Annotated in this window: 12 protein-coding genes; 6 read left to right on the top strand and 6 right to left on the bottom strand. The window is 42.7% G+C overall.

Annotated features, from left to right (window positions below):
* Window positions 1-19: 19 nt before the first annotated feature.
* On the bottom strand, window positions 20-1216 hold the full coding sequence (locus BV214_RS04945; protein WP_086476389.1) for a porin: 1197 nt from the start codon (window positions 1214-1216) through the stop codon (window positions 20-22).
* A gap of 324 nt (window positions 1217-1540) precedes the next feature.
* On the opposite strand from BV214_RS04945, the gene dgt reads away from it, so the two are divergent.
* Entirely contained in the window at window positions 1541-2884 is a 1344-nt protein-coding gene (dgt, locus tag BV214_RS04940; protein ID WP_086476388.1) for a dGTP triphosphohydrolase, read from the top strand.
* A 6-nt stretch (window positions 2885-2890) separates the two neighbouring features.
* Here dgt and BV214_RS04935 read toward each other — a convergent pair whose 3' ends face one another.
* Both BV214_RS04935 and BV214_RS04930 read right to left on the bottom strand, forming a co-directional pair.
* A complete protein-coding gene (locus BV214_RS04935) occupies window positions 2891-4033 on the bottom strand; it encodes a DUF3078 domain-containing protein (protein WP_086476387.1) in 1143 nt (380 codons plus the stop codon).
* A 1-nt stretch (window position 4034) separates the two neighbouring features.
* The gene (locus BV214_RS04930) at window positions 4035-5813 is read right to left on the bottom strand and encodes a 1-deoxy-D-xylulose-5-phosphate synthase (RefSeq protein ID WP_086476386.1); all 1779 of its coding nucleotides are present in this window, start codon (window positions 5811-5813) and stop codon (window positions 4035-4037) included.
* Window positions 5814-6107: 294 nt separating this feature from the next.
* Between BV214_RS04930 and BV214_RS04925 the strand changes: the two genes are divergently transcribed.
* A complete protein-coding gene (locus BV214_RS04925; RefSeq protein ID WP_086476385.1) occupies window positions 6108-6557 on the top strand; it encodes a nucleoside deaminase in 450 nt (149 codons plus the stop codon).
* An 82-nt stretch (window positions 6558-6639) separates the two neighbouring features.
* On the opposite strand, the gene BV214_RS04920 is transcribed toward BV214_RS04925, so the two are convergent.
* From BV214_RS04920 to aspS, 3 genes are all read right to left on the bottom strand, one after another.
* Complete coding sequence (locus BV214_RS04920) at window positions 6640-6891, bottom strand: hypothetical protein (protein ID WP_086476384.1); 252 nt, start codon at window positions 6889-6891, stop codon at window positions 6640-6642.
* A 12-nt stretch (window positions 6892-6903) separates the two neighbouring features.
* A complete protein-coding gene (locus BV214_RS04915) occupies window positions 6904-8712 on the bottom strand; it encodes a chloride channel protein (RefSeq protein ID WP_086476383.1) in 1809 nt (602 codons plus the stop codon).
* Window positions 8713-8878: 166 nt separating this feature from the next.
* A complete protein-coding gene (gene aspS, locus BV214_RS04910; protein ID WP_086476382.1) occupies window positions 8879-10633 on the bottom strand; it encodes an aspartate--tRNA ligase in 1755 nt (584 codons plus the stop codon).
* Between the two features lie 386 nt (window positions 10634-11019).
* Between aspS and BV214_RS04905 the strand changes: the two genes are divergently transcribed.
* The 4 genes from BV214_RS04905 to BV214_RS04890 all read left to right on the top strand — a co-directional run.
* Window positions 11020-13974, top strand: coding sequence for a SusC/RagA family TonB-linked outer membrane protein (locus tag BV214_RS04905; protein WP_086476381.1), 2955 nt, complete (start codon window positions 11020-11022; stop codon window positions 13972-13974).
* A 12-nt stretch (window positions 13975-13986) separates the two neighbouring features.
* Entirely contained in the window at window positions 13987-15318 is a 1332-nt protein-coding gene (locus BV214_RS04900; RefSeq protein ID WP_086476380.1) for a RagB/SusD family nutrient uptake outer membrane protein, read from the top strand.
* Between the two features lie 251 nt (window positions 15319-15569).
* Window positions 15570-17447: a CocE/NonD family hydrolase gene (locus tag BV214_RS04895; RefSeq protein WP_086476379.1), complete on the top strand. Its 1878-nt coding sequence runs from the start codon at window positions 15570-15572 to the stop codon at window positions 17445-17447.
* Between the two features lie 194 nt (window positions 17448-17641).
* Window positions 17642-19145: sulfatase family protein (locus tag BV214_RS04890; protein WP_086476378.1), on the top strand; the 1504-nt coding region annotated here is incomplete at its 3' end.

Below are 19145 nucleotides of genomic sequence, written 5' to 3'. Positions count from 1 at the left end.
GAAAAGGTTATGTTATTGGTTAAAAATGTATATCGAACTGTAATCTATACATTAATTCATCGGTTCCTCCATTTACCGACATATAGCTTAGATCTGTCTGAACTTTTAATTTATGGCCCACTATGTACTTGGAAAGGCCTAAGGTATATTGATTTTCTTTAGGATTGCCTGTTATAAGCTTGTCTAAGGCGATATGGGTATACCTACCGGAAACCTCCCAGTTATTGTTAAAAAGGTAGCCCGACTGTAGGTTGAGGCCATCGCCCACTTGTACAATATCTCCTGTTAGACTGCCATCAGAATTTTTTGCGATGGGATCTTTGGCAGTTCTATGGGCGTATTCCCCCATAAAGGAGAAGCCCTGGTATTTGAACATGGCATCCACAAAAACGGTATTTATATCCGTATGATGGAATCCAATATCATTGGTCATATAACTCCCCTGATTGCTTCTAGTCTTAACCGCATTTTTGTTATGGTCATAGGTAGCTGCAAGCATAAGCTTTGGACTTTCTTCACGGGCCATATCGGCTCCGGAATATTCCCCTCCTTTGGTAAACTCACCAAAAGGGAGTAGTTCTAAACGACTGGTAAATTGGGCGCCTCCTATATTGCCATTGGTGACATTTCTGCCTTCCCCTTGGGATAGTGCAAACCTTTCGCGAATCAAGAAATTGTTGAAGAGGTAGAATTGGTGCCTAAGCTGTATTCCTGTTTCCCTATCTAAAGTGAACCTACTGTTTAAGCGCGATCGGTCTACCTGTTGTAGGTTCCCGGAAGATATTACCCGTTCCATATTGCCGGGTAACTTGGTCTGCCCAATCCACAATTCAAAGTTTTCATAGAAATTCCACATAACAAAGGCATCTAGAATAAATCTAGGGGCATTGCTCGTGTAAATGGAGGCTCCGGACATATCTCGGTTAGATAGTCCTAGTTCTACCTTGTACTTTAGTTTTGGGGAATAGGCATATCCCTTAAATTTTAATCGTGCCCTGCGGACCAAGGCCGTGGTATGGGGATCTGCCCATTTGTCATCGGCGTTTTGATCCCAAGTAGTGGTGGTCAAAAACTGAAATCGGGTGGCAAGGTTCATCGTCCAACTGCTATCCTTCCCCACCAGATTTAATAATCCCTTACCAAACTCCGGGGCTTCGGTTTGGGAATATACGGGTGCCAATAATAGAATAAATAGCAAACATGCTAATTGTTTCATAAGTGTAATCATTAGTTTTTGTCGACTGCAAATTACAGGATTGTACGTTAATTTAACGTTAACTGAAGAACAATTTTAGTTTAAATAGAAAAGCTACCTTGGCCAAAGGTAGCTGAGTTTCAAGATTATAGTCGACAAAAACTAACAAAATAATGAAACAAGGTTGTTTATAAACAACTGCTAAATTAGGAAATCCTTTTGTGACGAATGTAAAGTTGGGATTAAGGAATGGTTAAGCAAAATAGGGGGCTAAGAGAATTTGGGGGAGGTTTGGTGGGAAGGCCATTCCTGAAAAATGTATCTTGCGGGTTTTAATTATGTACTATGAAATGGGAACAATTACTCTCTCTGAGACGATTTGGGGATACCAGTAAAAGATTGCGAAAAGAACAGGATGAAACCCGTTTGGGGTTCGAAGTAGATTATGATCGGGTTATTTTTTCTGCGGCTTTTAGGAGCCTGCAGGACAAGACCCAGGTAATCCCCTTGTCCAAGACAGATTTTGTGCACACCCGCCTAACCCACAGCTTGGAGGTTTCCGTGGTGGGCAGAAGCTTGGGGCGAATTGCTGGGAAAAAAGTATTGGAGAAACACCCTTATTTAAGTGAGATTCATGGGTATAGGTTTAACGACTTTGGAGCTATTGTAGCAGCGGCAGCCTTGGCCCACGACATAGGGAATCCTCCCTTTGGGCATAGTGGCGAAAAGGCCATTGGGGAGTATTTTAAGAATGGGAACGGTCATCGTTTTAAGGAGCAACTTAGCGATAAGGAGTATCAGGATATCTTGGAGTTTGAAGGGAATGCTAATGGATATAAATTGTTAACCGAATCTAGAAAAGGTGTAGAAGGCGGTTTGCGACTTAGTTATGCTACCCTGGGCGCCTTTATGAAATATCCCAAGGAATCACTGCCCAAAAAGCCCACCAAGCATATAGCGGATAAAAAATTTGGGGTTTTTCAGACAGATGTGGATTCCTTTAAACAAGTAGCCGCAGAATTGGGGTTGCTTTCAACTTCCCAAAGTGGTGATATTGGCTATTGTAGGCATCCCTTAACTTATTTGGTGGAGGCTGCAGATGATATTTGCTATACCATTATAGACTTCGAAGATGGGATTAACCTAGGGTTAATTCCAGAGGATTTTGCCTTGGAATATCTGATTAAATTGGTAAAAGACAGCATCAACGTCAAGAAATATAACGAGTTGGTCTATATGGAAGATCGTATGAGTTATTTGCGGGCATTGGCCATAAACACCTTAATTTCTGATGCCATAGCTACTTTTATTGCCAACGAAGACGCTATTTTAAAAGGGGAGTTTAGCGTTTCCTTATTGGAGAAAAGTAAGTTTAAAGCGCAAATTCAAGATATTTTATCCATAAGTAAAGACAAGGTATATCAGTCACAGGAAGTTATAGAAAAGGAAATTGCTGGGTACAAGATTATCTCGGACATTTTGGAAGTTTATACCACCGCTTTAATGAGGCAGAAAGAAAATAAAAGGTCCAATTACGACGCCTTGATACTTTCTACCCTGCCAGAGTTGTACCGAGATACCGAGGGATCTATTTATAATATATTATTGAATGCCTGCTGCTATGTGGCCAGTCTTTCGGACAGTGCCGCCGTACACATCCACAACAAGATTATGGGGAAGCAGCTGTAGCCCTGTTTAAAAATTATAATTGATGCCCACCCCAAAGAGCTGTTTAAACTGAATTTTTGGGGTGCCATCACTTATAATGGTCCCATCATCCGCTTTTATAGGGTCAAATTTAATATCGTCGTCATAAATTATATGGGTCCCCAAATTGGTTGTTATATTTTTATTGACCTTTAGGGAGATATTGAGTTCCGAGTCAATATCCACATTTCCAAAGCTGTTGAGGTAGTCCGTATATAGGCTTAAACGATGTTTTAATAATACGTTTTCAAAAATTTCGGTCTCCCAGTTATTCGTCACTAGAATACCAAATTCCATGATGACGTTTTCTCCATCTTTTATTTTATTTCCTTCCGCATCGTATTGCGCCCGTTCTACTCCAAAAGATCCCCTATCTGCCAATTCCTGATCCAATACAAAAGTTGCCTTTTGCGTAAAGGGGGAGAGGTAGAGGTCAAATTTCTTTCCTTCGGGGATGTATGAGGTTCCCGCACCAATAAATCCGTAGCCCGGGGCCATAAACCTCGAGATGGGATTGTCCCTGTTGGGGTATTTGTAACCGTTAGAGAATTGAGTTCTAAAGTTTGCCCTTATAGAGTAGTACCAGTTGCTTATGGTATCCCGTCTATAGGCAAAGTTGGTGCTGATGCGGATCGCATCGTCCGTTTTTCTCAATTTTTGCTTCTCCTGTGAGTTTAAACCGTAACGGAGTTCCAATAAGTTGTCCCATTTTACGTACCTGAATTTATAGTTACGTAGAAACTTTATGTTTGCTAGGGCCGATACGGAATTGTTTCCCCCGGCATTCCAATTGATAAAAGCTACCTCGTTAAAATTTACGCTCAGCTTGTTTTCCTTATCCCAAAAAGAGGGAATCCTAAAGGGGCGGTACTCCTCGTCTAAGGCCTTTGTTTTATTAAAGGTAATGACCGGTCCGCTTAAATTAGCCCCGCGTGCAACGTTTTTAATTTTTTGGTGCAGTGTTCTTATCACTATGGTGTCTACGCGCATAGTGTCTATCCTCATGGTATCTACCGGGATAGGCGATACCCTAAGCGTGTCCGATGCTGTTTTTTGGGTAGGTGCTACTTGTGCGTTTAGAGGAATGATACATAGAAACAAAAGGATAATGAAGCTAAATTTACTGCGCATGTTAAACGATGTTCAATAGATTATTAATTTGTTTTCTTAGGGCTTGTTTATCTATTTGGGCAATATGATGTAGTTCTTCCACGGTTCCATGTTCTAGAAACTTATCGGGGACCCCCATTACGCGAATAGGGATCCCACAATTTACTTCGTTGGCATATTCCACAATGGCACTGCCGAAACCTCCGGCACTACACCCGTCCTCTATCGTAATGATATGGGTGTAGTCCTGGAATATGGTCTGTAACATATCTTGGTCCAATGGTTTTACAAATCGCATATTGTAATGGCCAATTTCATTTTTATTTTTTAAGGTTGGCAATAGGTCGGCCACCATATTTCCGATATGGCCGATTGACAATACAGCAATTTTCGTGCCCTTTTGCAGTTCTTCTGCCTTTCCTATAGGGATTTTAGAAAATTTGCGTTTCCAATCCAATACCACTCCTCTGCCCCTGGGGTATCTGATGGCAATGGGATGTGGTAGCCCCAATTGGGCAGTGTACATAATATCCCTTAGCTCCAACTCGTTCATCGGTGCAAAAACAATTAGGTTTGGGATGGTTCTTAGTTGGGCCATATCGAACAGCCCGTGATGAGTGGCACCATCCTGACCCACTATTCCGGCCCTGTCCAGACAGAAGATGACGGGGAGATTTTGTAGGGCCACATCGTGTATTACCTGATCATAGGCCCGTTGTAAAAAGGTAGCGTATATATTGCAAAAGGGAACCATTCCTTCTGCGGCCATACCCGCAGCCATGGTTACAGCGTGTTGTTCGGCAATACCCACATCAAAGGCCCTCTCCGGCAACCGGTCCATCATATACTTTAAAGAGCTACCCGTAGGCATTGCAGGGGTAATCCCTACAATCCTGGGGTTTTTTTTGGCCAGTTCAACTAGGGTATATCCAAATACATCCTGATACTTTGGCGGTTCCATTTTATTGGCCTTGGGTAAAAGGTCGCCGGTGATACTATCAAATTTTCCCGGGGCATGGTATACCACTTGGTTTTCTTCCGCCTTTTTTAGTCCCTTGCCTTTAGTGGTTATCAAGTGTAATAATTTAGGACCTGGCACAGATTTAAGTCGCTCCAATTCTTTAATCAAAAGCGGGAGGTTATGGCCGTCTATAGGTCCGGTATAGTTAAAGTTTAAACACTCAAAAAGATTCTCATCCTTGGCTGTGCCCTTCTTTACATTGGTTAGGTATTTTTTTAGGGCCCCAACGCTGGGATCTATGCCAATGGCATTGTCATTTAATACGATAAGAATATTAGGATTGGTATCCCCTGCGTGATTTAGTCCTTCAAAAGCCATTCCGCTGGCAATGGAGGCATCCCCAATCACAGCAATATGCTGCTTGTCTTTTTCCCCTTTTAAATGGGAGGCCATGGCCATACCCAAGATGGCCGAGATAGAGGTGGAGCTATGCCCGGTGCCAAATGCATCATATTCACTTTCTTCCCGATGAGGGAATCCACTAATACCTCCTAGTTGTCTGTTGGTGTGAAAAACATCCCTTCGGCCAGTAAGTATCTTGTGTCCGTAGGCTTGATGGCCAACATCCCATATAAGTTTGTCATAGGGGGTGTTAAATACATAATGTAGGGCAATAGTAAGCTCTACAACGCCTAAGCTGGCCCCAAGATGCCCTTCTTTGGTGGCTACAATGTCTATTATGAAACTTCGCAATTCCTTGGCCAATTGGGGCAATTCTTCCAAGCTTCTTTGCCGAAGGTCGTGCGGATCGTTGATATGTGGTAATATAGCTTTCGACATGTAATAAAGATAAAGTACAAAACTAAGGTTTTTAGGTATCCCTTGTTGCATTAGAGCGCTACGAATGGTGCATTATGGGATTATTGACCTAGGGAAGGGTAAAATCATTTTAGAGGAATGCAGGGCAAGGGGATGGCAAGGTACATCGCCGTTTTATCTTTTTGTAGTAGCATTGGTTTTTTCTTCTTGAAGTGTAGAAATGCGGTTTTGAAGGAATTGAGTTAAGGGATAAATTGGGTTTTACTTTACATTGAATTTAATTATTGATTACTATTGTAGTCTAAAAACCGGACTATGATAACGCCCTTTGACGATACTTACTTTATGAAGAAAGCCTTACAGGAGGCGGAGATGGCTTTTGAAAAAGGGGAGATTCCTGTAGGTGCGGTTGTGGTAGTTAATAATAGGATCATTGCCCGCGGACACAATTTAACCGAGCAGTTGGTAGATGTTACTGCCCATGCCGAGATGCAGGCCATTACGGCCGCTTCCAATTTCTTGGGAGGGAAATACCTGCAGGATTGTACCTTGTATGTAACCTTAGAGCCCTGCCAAATGTGTGCGGGGGCCCTATACTGGAGTCAGATTTCCAAGATTGTATATGGGGCTAGGGATATGGACAGGGGATTTAAGACCATGAATACGAAACTACACCCTAAAACAACCGTGGTAGGTGGTGTTATGGAAGAAGAGGCTTCGGAAATCTTAAAGCGCTTCTTTATTCAGAGAAGAAACCTTAATTAGTGTAGGACCACGACTGGACTAAAGGCCGTACTCGCTACTTATAGTTTTTTGAAAATGCAATAAAATGGGGGCTGCCGGTAGCTTATTCCTTTTTCTCTTGTTTTTTATCCTTTCCCTGCATTTTTCGTATGTTCTCCTCGTTCAGCATATAATCCTTCATGTTTTTGCCTTTGCTAACTTTTATAAGAAATAGGGGCATGGCAATTAAAAAAATGCCTACTGTGCCAAAACCAATGCATTTATTGGCAAAAATTACATCGGTTTCCTGAATGGTGAAGCCGTAAATAATTGAGGCTAGGGATGCAAGCAGCACTAGGACGATAAGGTATTTCATGATATGGGGTAATTATCTTGTAAAATTAATCAATTTTCTGCGGTAGGCCGTTAATAGTTTAGACTTGGAAACAAAGCCCAGGTACTTTCCGTCCTTTATGACGGGGAGGTTCCAAGCTTCCGAATGTTGAAACTTTTTCATGACCGTCTTCATATTATCTTTTTCAAAAATAATATGTTCAGGCGGATTGTGCATAAAATCTTCCACCTTCATGCTGTCGTACAAAGAGGCGTCGAACATAAATTTTCGAATGTCGTCCAAGAGTACAATGCCCACCAGAATTTGGTTATCGTCTATCACCGGGTAAAGGTTTCGGGTAGATTTGGTAACGCAATTGTGCAGCATTTCTCCCAAGGTCATTTCTGGGTGTACCGGTATAAAGTTTTTTTCTATCACCCTTTCCAATTTCATAAGGGTAAGCACATTTTGATCCTGATCATGGGTTAGCAGATCGCCCCGCTCTGCTAATTCCTTGGTGTAAATGGTGTGTTCCATAACCTGTTTGGTAATAAAATAGGAAATGGCAACGGTGATCATAAGGGGAATAAAAAGATCATAACCCCCAGTAATTTCCGCGATAAGGAAGATGGCTGTTAAAGGCGCGTGGATTACCCCTGCTATTAGTCCGGCCATGCCCACCAAGGTAAAATTGGCTTCGGATACCGTTATTCCCAGCCCTAAATTATTGAGGATTTTGGCGACTACATTACCTAGGGCGCTTCCCATCACCATAGTAGGAATAATGACCCCGCCTACTCCTCCCGCGGCAAAGGTAATGGTCATGGCAAAGGCTTTAAAAATGGTAAAGCCCACCAAAAGGGCAATGACTACCCAGATATTATCAATAACATCGTCAAAAGGGGTGGTTCCCAAGGCATGCAAATGGTTTCCATCGAACAAATCCTTGGTAAAACTCAGTCCCTCCCCGTATAAGGGGGGGATAAAATACAACATCACCCCAATAATAAGTCCGCCAACAAGGACTTTTAGGAAGGGGGTTTTAAATTGATCGAAAAAGGCATAGACGGCAAAGTAAATCTTGGTAAAATAAATAGAGCCAATTCCAGTTCCCACGCCTAAGAGGATATAGGGCGCAGCATCGTTGATGACAAATTTGTCTACGATATTGAAGCTAAAGATAGTTTCATCGCCTAGAAAAAAATAGGACGTTAGCACCGAGGAAATGGACGCCATTAACAGGGGTAAGAGGGAGGCAAAAGTGAGGTCTAGACTAAAGAGTTCTATGGCCAGTACCAAGGCGGCAATAGGAGTTTTAAACATTGAGGCCACGGCCCCGGAGGTGGCACAGGCGATAAGCAGCGTCCGTGTTTTACTATCTACGTGCAACAAACGGCCCAGATTAGAGCTTATGGCCGATCCCGATGTAATGGCCGGCCCCAGCAATCCCACAGATCCCCCAAACCCTACGGTAAGTGGCGCCATAATTATAGGGTGGTAGATTAGTTTATAAGAAAGCATTCCGTTCTGTCTTAGCAGCGCGTATAATAAAGTGGGGATGGCTCTTTTTAGAAAGGACGGTATTGGGGGGCGAAATCCATTGCGAAAAAGTAGCTTCTTTACCAAAAAAACCAAGAGGAGGCCAATAAAGGGCAGAATGAAATACAGTTGGTTTTGGGAGAAAACGATCCCTTGCTCAAACAAGGATGCTACGCTAAAGGTGAGGTTTTTAATGGTAACGGAAGCCAAACCAGCCAGTAAACCGACAATTACCCCCAAGATGATAATAAAATTCTTTTCGGAAATATTTCGATATCTCCATCTTAGGAATTTTCTAAAGAAAGTGTTTTTATGGGACACCATATTGTCAACTATGCTTATTATAACCCTTGCTAAAGAACTTTAATGGCTTTATAATATCTTAACGGTTAAGATAGTAAAAAGGTTGGAGGCGCCATAGGCACTACCAACCTTTTTAAATGAATCTATGCTGAAGAGTGGAGCTGTTTTCCCATTGCTCTCTCCGGTACTATGCTTTTAAATCCAATTTTAGGGACAATTCGTTTAATTGCTCCTGATCTATAGCGGCCGGGGCATCTATCATTACGTCCCTACCACTATTGTTTTTTGGGAAGGCGATAAAATCACGGATGGTCTCTTGCCCTCCTAATATGGCCACCAGTCTATCCAATCCAAATGCCAAGCCACCGTGAGGGGGAGCTCCGTACTGAAAGGCGTCCATTAAAAAGCCAAACTGAGCCTTGGCCTCCTCGGGGGTAAACCCAAGGTGTTTAAACATGGTAGACTGTATTTGCTTATCGTGGATACGGATAGATCCTCCACCAATTTCGTTTCCGTTCAATACCAGGTCGTAGGCATTGGCCTTAACCGCACCGGGGTCTGTATCCAAAAGTTCCATTTGTCCTGGCTTAGGAGAGGTAAAAGGGTGGTGCATGGCATGGTAACGCCCCGTTTCCTCATCCAATTCCAACAATGGGAAGTCTACCACCCAAAGCGGGGCAAACTCTTCTTTGTTTCGAAGTTTTAGGCGTTCTGCCATTTCCATTCGCAGGGCACTCAATTGTGCTCTGGTTTTGTTGGCATCACCAGAAAGGACACAGATAAGGTCGCCCGGTTTTGCGCCAGTAGCTTCAGCCCACTTGGCCAGGTCTTCCTGGTCAAAGAACTTGTCTACGGTAGATTTAAAGGATCCGTCCTCGTTGTACTTTACATAAACCATGCCTTTGGCACCTACTTGGGGTCGGCGCACCCAATCTACTAGAGCATCTAACTGCTTCCTAGTATAGGAGGCTATACCAGGAACCGCAATTCCCACCACTAATTCGGCCTCGTTAAATATTCCGAAATCCTTGTGCTGGGCCACGGCGTTTAATTCGCCAAATTCCATTCCAAATCGGATATCGGGCTTGTCGTTACCATATTTTCTCATGGCCTCCTCGTAGGTTAACCTTGGAAATTTGTCTACGGTAATCCCTTTTATTTCCTGTAATAGGTGTTTAGTAAGACCCTCAAAGACATTTAGGATGTCTTCTTGCTCTACAAAGGCCATTTCACAATCTATCTGGGTAAATTCTGGTTGTCTGTCTGCCCTAAGGTCCTCGTCCCTAAAACATTTTACAATTTGGAAGTACTTGTCCATGCCGCCAACCATCAATAATTGCTTAAAGGTCTGGGGCGACTGGGGAAGGGCGTAGAATTGACCTTGGTTCATGCGGCTTGGAACCACAAAATCCCTAGCTCCCTCGGGAGTGGATTTAATTAAATAGGGGGTTTCTACCTCTATAAAGTCCTGATCGGAAAGGTATTTCCTTACTTCCATGGCTACCTTATGCCTAAAAATGAGATTGTTTTTTACCGGGTTTCTTCTAATATCTAGATAGCGGTATTTCATTCTTAGATCCTCCCCACCATCGGTTTGGTCCTCAATGGTAAAAGGAGGGGTGATGGATTTATTTAGGATTTTTATTTCCGAGACCAAGACCTCCACATTACCTGTTGGGATATTAGGATTTTTGGAACTTCGCTCTAAGACGGTACCCTTTACCTGAACCACAAATTCGCGCCCCAAGGACTTGGCCGTATCCATGATCTCTTTGGAAGAGCGCTCCTCATCAAAGATAAGTTGTGTAATTCCGTACCGATCCCTTAGGTCGGCCCAAATTACAAATCCTTTGTCTCTTACCGTTTGTACCCAACCTGATAGGGTAACCTCTGTATTCTGATGGGCTTCCCTTAATTCCCCGCAATTATGACTTCTATACATGTTATACTTGATCTATGAAAACGCAAATGTAAGAAGTAATGGGGTTATCGACTAAAATTTCTGCGGGTGAATTTTTATCTAAGCCTTAACTTGTATAGAGTTTAGATAACATTCTTGGATGATAACTAGATTATTTAAATCCTCCTTGGCATGCCTGCTTTTTATAATTGTACGTATAAATATTCAATTAGCCTCCTATTTCGATGTTGGTATAACTATAGTTGGTTGAGATTTGTGTAATTTATGGATAGTTAAATTATTAAAGTGGGTATTAAGTACCTATATAATTAGGAATGTGTTAATTTTTTATAAGTAAAAAGAGAAAAAAAGTTTTTAAAATTTAAAATCTTCATTACCTTGACCTTCAAATAACTAACTCAAACCTTATGAAACTAAAATTGACTTTTTGGAAAAGTGCGTTTTTTTTTGTGCTTTTTGCCGTCCCCATCACCATGGCCGCACAAGGAACCATAACGGGAAACGTAACTGAAGCAACGCAGGGATTGCCCCTGCCAGGCGTAAACGTAGTTGTAAAAGGAACAACGACAGGGACAACTACGGATTTTGATGGAAACTTTGAAATAGGGGTTAGTTCCTTTCCTGCAACATTAGTCTTTTCTTCTCTTGGATATGCCAATACAGAAGTAAGGGTGACAGGCGAAACTAGCCTTAATGTTACCCTGGAGGAGTCAGCAACCGGACTGGAAGAGGTGGTCGTCACTGGATTGGCCAGTTCCGTAAAACGAGAAAACCTGGCTAATGCGGTTGCTACGGTTTCTTCCGAGGAATTAGTAGGAACTACCAGTCAGTCTACGGTAGATGGCGCTCTCTACGGAAAAATACCAGGTGTAAATATAACCTCTACTTCAGGGGCACCAGGGGGTGGTTTTGCATTAAGATTGCGTGGTATATCATCGATTAACGGCAACAACCAGCCCTTAATTATTGTGGATGGTGTTTATTATAATAACGTAGAAATCCCTACCGGGCTTCGGTTTGCTTCTGGTGCTAACCGTGGGAATGAGGAGAATTCTGGAAACCGTTTGGCAGATTTAGACCCCAACGACATTCAAAACATAGAAGTGCTGAAGGGTTCTTCAGCAGCTGCAATATATGGACAGCGTGGAAATGCGGGGGTAGTTTTGATAACCACAAAACGTGGAAAGACAGGAAAAACAAAAATTAGTTTCAGCCAAGACATAGGCATAAACACCATTTCAAATCGTTTGGGAATGCGACCTTGGACGGCAGATACCGTAGAAAGCGTATTCAATGCGGCCGAAAGGGCAAAGTATGAGGCAACCATAGCAGAACGTGGGAAACTTTACGATTTTGAAGATATTATTTACGGGGAAACTGGTTTTATAACCGAAACCCGATTAAGTGCTACCGGTGGTAGTGATAAAACCAAGTTTTATTTGGGTGGCTCTTTTAGGGACGAAAGCGGTATTATAAAGAATACTGGTTTCGATCGCCTCTCCTTGAGGACCAATATTGACCATCAAATTTCGGATGTTTTTGATTTTACCTCAACCACAAGTTATAGTAGAAGTAATGCGAGCAGAAGTTTTACTGGTAACGAAAACGACGGAGGTTTAAGTTACGGATACACCTTGGCTTTCACTAGGCCTTGGGTAAATCTATTCCCTGATGCCAATGGTAATTATCCGGTGAACCCAAATTATTCTGGGAACCCGATTTTCGTGAGAGACAAAGCTTTGAACGATGATTCTAATGACCGTTTGGTACAGGGGATTACGTTGAATACACATATTTTACGTGCAGACAGGGATAGGGTAAAATTGGTAACAAGTGGTGGACTAGATTATTTAGCGAATCAAACCAATGTATATGTACCCGAAACGCATCAGTCGCAAGTGCCGCCTGGACCTGGTGGTTTTATAGCGGTAGGCAAAAACAATTTCACCCAATTCAATGCGCAAGCTATTGGGGTGTGGAACCGTAATGCTATGGAAGGCGATCTAGATCTTACTACCCAATTGGGTGTAGCGTACCTATATCAAGAATCTAACCTTGTAAATAGCCGAGGCTCCTTATTAGCAGCGGGTCAGACCAGTGTTGATCAATCCGTTAACCAGGTCATCGATCAATTTCGTTCGGAGGAAAAAGATTTTGGATATTTTGGTCAGATAGAGGGGAATTATCAAGATCAAATAATTGCTACTGTTGGCTACAGACTTGACAAATCTACCCGAAATGGGGATCCTAATAAGTTCTATGGATTTCCAAAGGCTTCCTTAGCGCTTAATATGACAAATTTTGATTTTTGGACTATGGAGTCTGTTACCCAGCTGAAATTAAGGGCCGCATATGGGGAAACTGGAAGTCCGGCGAATTATGGTTCTACCTTTACTAGTTTGGGTGCTAGCAATATAGGGGGGAACATTGGGCAATCTGTATTGGGAATTAAGGGAGATGCCCTGGTTAAACCTGAAACGGCGAGCGAATTGGAATTTGGTTTTGACCTTGGATTCTTCAATAATAGACTTTCATTAGAAGCTACCTATTATGATAAAAAGGTAAAGGACTTAATCTTGACGAGGGCACTACCCGCTTCCTCTGGATTTACTCAGGAAACCACCAACTTAGGAGATTTAAAAAATAGTGGGATAGAATTAGCCTTGAAAGCTTTTGTGTTCGACAATGAAAATTTTAGCTGGAATTCAGCGGTTCAATGGTATAGGAACCGCTCTGAGATTACACGTTTGGAAGTACCTGCATTTCCACAGCCTGGCGCCGGTTTTGGTTTAGGACTTGGAACATTCTTTATTCAGGAAGGCAAGTCGGCTACCCAGTTGGTGGGTAACCTAAACTTAGATGGTACTGGTACAAAGCCAACGAAGGTTGGGGATGTGGAACCCGACTTTCAAATGGCATGGAGTAATAATTTTACAATATATAAGCAGTTAGACGTGTCTTTCCTATTTCAATGGAAAAATGGCGGGGAGAACCTAAATCTATCTACTTTTCTTACCGACTTAGGACAGGTTTCTCCTGATTTAGGTACCCCAAGGGGTCAGGAACGATTGGAGATGCCTGCTAATGCTATCCGTTTTGTGGAACCTGCCGGGTACCTAAGATTGCGTGAGGCTGCAATTCATTATTCTCTCTCAAAGAATACGGTAGAGAATGTATTCGGAAGTACGGTAGAGGGTGTTAAATTCGGAATATCGGGAAAAAACCTTTTCACTATTACCGATTATAGTAGCTACGATCCCGAGGTTTCCGTAAATGGGGGCTCTGGACTTTCTACGGGTATAGAAGTAGCTCCATTCCCTAGTTCACGGCAATTTTTCTTTAGCCTAAACGTTAATTTCTAAAAAAAATAAAAAATGAAAAATAATATAAAATATTTAGCGATCAGGGTTCTCATGATTCCAATAGTCTCGCTTATGGTTTCTTGTACTTTCGAGGAAGTAATAGATCCTAACGGGCCTAGTGTCGATGGAGTTCTAAAGGGAGCTTCTAAGGGACAGTTGAACGAATTAGTAGTTGCCATAGAATCTACTTCCCGTAATGGAATGGGAACAGAAGTTACTGCTAATGGATCTATGGCAAGGGAGTTGTATCTATTTAATGCCGATCCCCGAAATACAGGTGATGTATTGGGAAAAGACGGTATTCCCCTAGATAATAACTCCTTCTATAGCGTAGGTTCATGGAACGGAAATTACAGGTGTATAAAAAATATAAACTTATTGTTGGAGGCGGCCGAAAATACAGATGCAGTTACTGAGGCTGAGCGGAATGGCTATCAGGGTTTTGCTAAGACCATGATGGCTGAGGAGTTGATACAGATTCTAAAGTCGTACGGAAAGGCCCGGTTAGACGTAGCCAATTCGGACGAATTGGGGCCAATTGTAGAGTTCGACGAAGGCTTGGCCAGGGTCCGTTCCCTATTGGAGGAAGGCCAACAACATCTCTCCAATGCAGGAAGCGACTTTGACTTTGAACTAAGTACTGGTTTTACCGGGTTTGACACCCCAGCTACCTTTGCTAAATTCAATAGGGCCCTAGCTGGGTTGGCAGCAGTGTACGCCAAAGATGGGAATGCCGCATTAACGGCCTTATCAAGCTCCTATTTAGATCTTGATGGCGACTTGGAAGTGGGACCAAAACACATATTTGGCTTAGGAGGTGGTGACCAGAGTAACCCGGTGTTTAGAGTTCCTTCTACGGATGATAAGCCCAACAATGGAGATCAGATAATAGTCCATAATAGCTGGATTACAGAGGCAGAGGCTGGAGACGCAAGAGTTGCGGCAAAGGCAGCATTAAGGCCAGATCCAACCTCTCAAGATGAACTTAACGGTACCCATGAATCCCGATTGTATGAATCTAATACAAGTCCTATAGATTTTCTTCGCAATGAGGAATTAATATTGGTTTATGCAGAAGCAAGTATATTGGCGAATAATTTACAGGATGCCGAAGATGCCCTTAATGTAATACGTAATTCGGCCAGCCTACCAGATTATTCAGGTGCACAGACCGTAGAGGCGCTAACTGCAGAATTGCTTAAACAACGTAGGTATTCGCTATGGTCGGAGAATCATAGGATGTTCGACTTAAGGCGTTATGGACTATCTAATACGTTGCCTATCGATAGAGTCGGAGATCAGGTGTTTAATGTAATGCCAATACCATTGCCCGAGAACAATTAACACATCTTTCAATTTTAATAGTACAGGGATAAAATAGCCCCTAATTAAAGCCCGATGAATTGTTGTCGGGCTTTTTTATGGAGTTTCAGGAGTATATGTGTTTAGGAAATTTAATTTCTTTAAATTAGTCTATTCATGTAATGAGGAAATTTACTTTTACAGCCATAATGTTTTAACGCAATATATCAATTAAAAACACCCAATTCCGTTGGAAGTGAAGACGGGTAAAACCACCAGCAAAACTTTAGCCTATGAAGCTTTATCGAATTCCTTACGTATTTTTCCTTTTATTTTCTTTTCAAATCTTTTTTGGACAAGAGGCGTCCGACATTTTTTCAAAACTGGATGAAATCGCTATTGTAGATCAAAAGGTAATGATGCCCATGCGGGATGGTGTACGTCTTGCCACCGATATTTATAGGCCGAAGACGAAGGAAAAAGTGCCCATTATTTTTTCACGTACCCCGTATAATTTTAATACATGGGTAGATGGCGAACGCCGGACCCGAACAGCCGAACAAGCTTATGAAGCGGTTAAACGTGGATATGCCTATGTGGTACAAAATGAGCGTGGAAGGTTTTTCTCCGAAGGAGAATGGGATATTTTGGGACTTCCGCTCACCGATGGATATGACGCTTTTTCATGGATGGCCAATCAATCTTGGTCTAATGGAAAAATAGGCACTTATGGCTGTTCTTCAACAGCCGAGTGGCAAATGGCGGTGTCCGCTCTTGATCATCCTTCCCATGCGGCCATGGTACCACAGGGATTTGGGGCAGGTATTGGCACGGTTGGTAGTATCCAGGAACAGGGAAACTGGTATCGTGGGGGGGTAGAACAGCTTTTGTTTTTCTCATGGCTATATGGTGTAGAACATGATAAGTTTAAACCTCGGATCCCCGAAGGGGCTACGCAAGAGGATTTAATCAGAATTTCTAGATTTTATGACCTCGCTCCTAAAAATCCACCCATAGATATGGCTGAAGCCCTAAAGCATTTACCGCTAAAGGATATTGTAAAGAATATCAAAGGGAAGCGAGAAATATTCGATAAAATGGTAGTTCGAAAACCGAACGATCCGGCATGGTATGAAGGGGGCCTTTATCATGATACCATGGAAATTAGTGCACCTAGTTTTTGGTTTGCTTCTTGGTACGATGTTTCAATCACTCCTAATTTGGCTTTGTTTAATCATGTACGTAATAATTCCAAGGACGCCCAAATCCGGGAAAATCAATATTTGGTTATTGCACCTACCTTACATTGTGCATTTACACGTGCTACGGAAAACACGGTAGTTGGTCAACGTAGCGTTGGCGATGCCCGTTTAAATTACGCGGAGCAGATCTTTGGTTGGTGGGATCTGTGGCTAAAAGGAGAAAGTAACGACTTTAAGGAAAATACCCCTAGGGTACAATACTATACAATGGGTAGCAATCAATGGCAGTCTGCCGAGGAGTGGCCGCCAGCAGATACGAACATGGTAACTTATTATTTAGACAGTGATGGCAATGCAAATACCCTTAATGGCAGTGGGACATTAACAAAAAAGAGACCATCTAGAGACAACCCAGATTCCTTTGTTTATGATCCAATGAATCCTGTAAGTTCTTTGGGCGGAAATGTATGCTGCACTGGGAATGCCGTGGAAGGAGGTGCATTTGATCAGCGGAAGATGGAAGAACGCCCCGATATTCTTGTTTATACTTCGGACGTTCTTAAAGAAGGAACAGAAGTGACCGGGTTTATTGAGTCTACCCTTTTCGTTTCTTCGGATGCTAAGGATACGGATTTTACCATTAAACTAATTGATGTGCATCCAGATGGTACTGCCTATAACTTGGACGAAACCATACAACGAGTGCGTTATAGGGAAGGATACGATAAAGAGGTGTTTATGGAAGAGGGGAAGGTGTACAAAGTGGATCTAACACCAATGGCAACCAGTAATTATTTTAAAAAGGGCCATCGCATCAGAATAGAAGTTTCAAGTAGTAATTTTCCACGATTTGCTCGTAATTTGAATACCGGTGGAAATAATTTTGACGAAACAGAAGGAGTGGTAGCCAGGAACAAAGTGCATCACTCAAAACGATATCCTTCGCAAATACGGTTACCTATAAGATAAGCTAACAGGTTAAAAAATCCATATAATTTAAATACTCCCGATGAACTAGTATCGGGAGTGTTTATTCAGGGTGTCCGCTGTGAACTAACTTTGAACCCCACCAGGTTTTTAAACTGGATTTATTTTAATTCCTTAGATTAGTCTGCTTATTTTGAACTAAACCAAACAAATTTTAACCAATTAGAATACGATCTATGAGAGTGATTAGTTTATGGTCCCTGGTGTTACTGCTGTTAGTTGTTGGCTGCAAACCAGGGAAAAAGGAAGAAGGAGCGGTCTCCAGTAAAGCGGCAACCCCCAATATAGTAATCATCTATGCAGATGATTTAGGGTTTGGGGACCTTAGTAGTTACGGGGCTACAGAACTCTTAACGCCCAATATGGATAGGATTGCCAATGAAGGTATTAAATTCACCAATGGCTATGCCACTTCCCCCACCTGTACCCCTAGTAGGTACTCCTTACTTGCGGGAACCTATCCCTTTCGCCATACCAAAGCACAAATTTTACCGGGCAATGCCCCCTTGTTGTTCGATCTTGGGAAGCAAACCCTTCCCTCCATGTTGCAAGGGGCCGGCTATACCACTGGGGTAGTAGGTAAATGGCATTTGGGCCTTGGCGGTGAAGAGTTGGATTGGAATGGAGAAATTAAACCAGGCCCCTTGGAAGTTGGTTTTGACCATGCTTTTATCATGGCCTCTACCAATGATAGGGTGCCCTCCGTATATGTAGAGAACCACCGGGTGGTAGGGCTATCGCCCGATGATCCCTTGGAGGTGAGCTATACCGAGAATTTTGAAGGGGAGCCCACGGGTAAAGAAAACCCAGAACTCTTAAAAATGCATCCCAGCCATGGCCATGATATGAGTGTCCACAATGGAATTTCCAGGATTGGCTATATGAAAGGGGGAAAATCGGCCCTGTTTATAGATGAGGATATGAACGACGATTTCCTTAGGGAGTCCATAAAGTTTGTGACCGAAAACAAGGACAGGCCCTTTTTCTTATTCTATAGCCTACATCAGCCCCATGTTCCCAGGGTACCGCATCCCCGTTTTGTAGGGGCCTCTGGTTTGGGTCCGCGTGGCGATGTTATTGTAGAGGCAGATTGGTCCGTAGGTCAGTTCCTAGACACCTTGGACGAGCTTGGGTTGGCAGAAAATACGATTGTTGTCTTTACCAGTGATAACGGACCGGTGTTGGATGATGGGTATCACGATGATGCGGTAACCAAAAACGGGAACCACACCCCAGCGGGTCCGCTTAGGGGAGGCAAGTATAGCCTGTTTGATGCAGGGACCCATGTGCCTTTTATGCTGCGTTGGAAAGGAACTATTGAGCCTGGCGTTTCCGATGCCTTGGTATCGCAAATGGATTTTACCGCTTCTTTTGCTGCACTTACCGGACAAGAGAACGCTACGCCAGACAGTAAGAATATCTTGGATGCCTTTTTAGGAAAATCGGAGCAGGGTAGGGAGCAGCTTATTTTGGGGCAGCGGAATATTTTTGCCTTCCGTCAAGGAGACTGGGTGCTTATTCCACCACATAATGGTACCCAGCTAATGCGATTGGTAAACATAGAGACGGGAAGGGATACAGAATACCAACTTTACAATCTAAAGGACGATCCCGGACAAAAAAACAATTTGGCAAAAAGCCATCCCGAGAAACTAGAGGCTATGAAGGCCGATTTTGAGA

The organism is Arenibacter amylolyticus, from assembly GCF_002150785.1.
Classification (GTDB): Bacteria; Bacteroidota; Bacteroidia; order Flavobacteriales; family Flavobacteriaceae; genus Arenibacter; species Arenibacter amylolyticus.
Note: the sequence above shows the minus strand (reverse complement) of the source record. Positions and strands in the feature narration are given on the sequence as shown.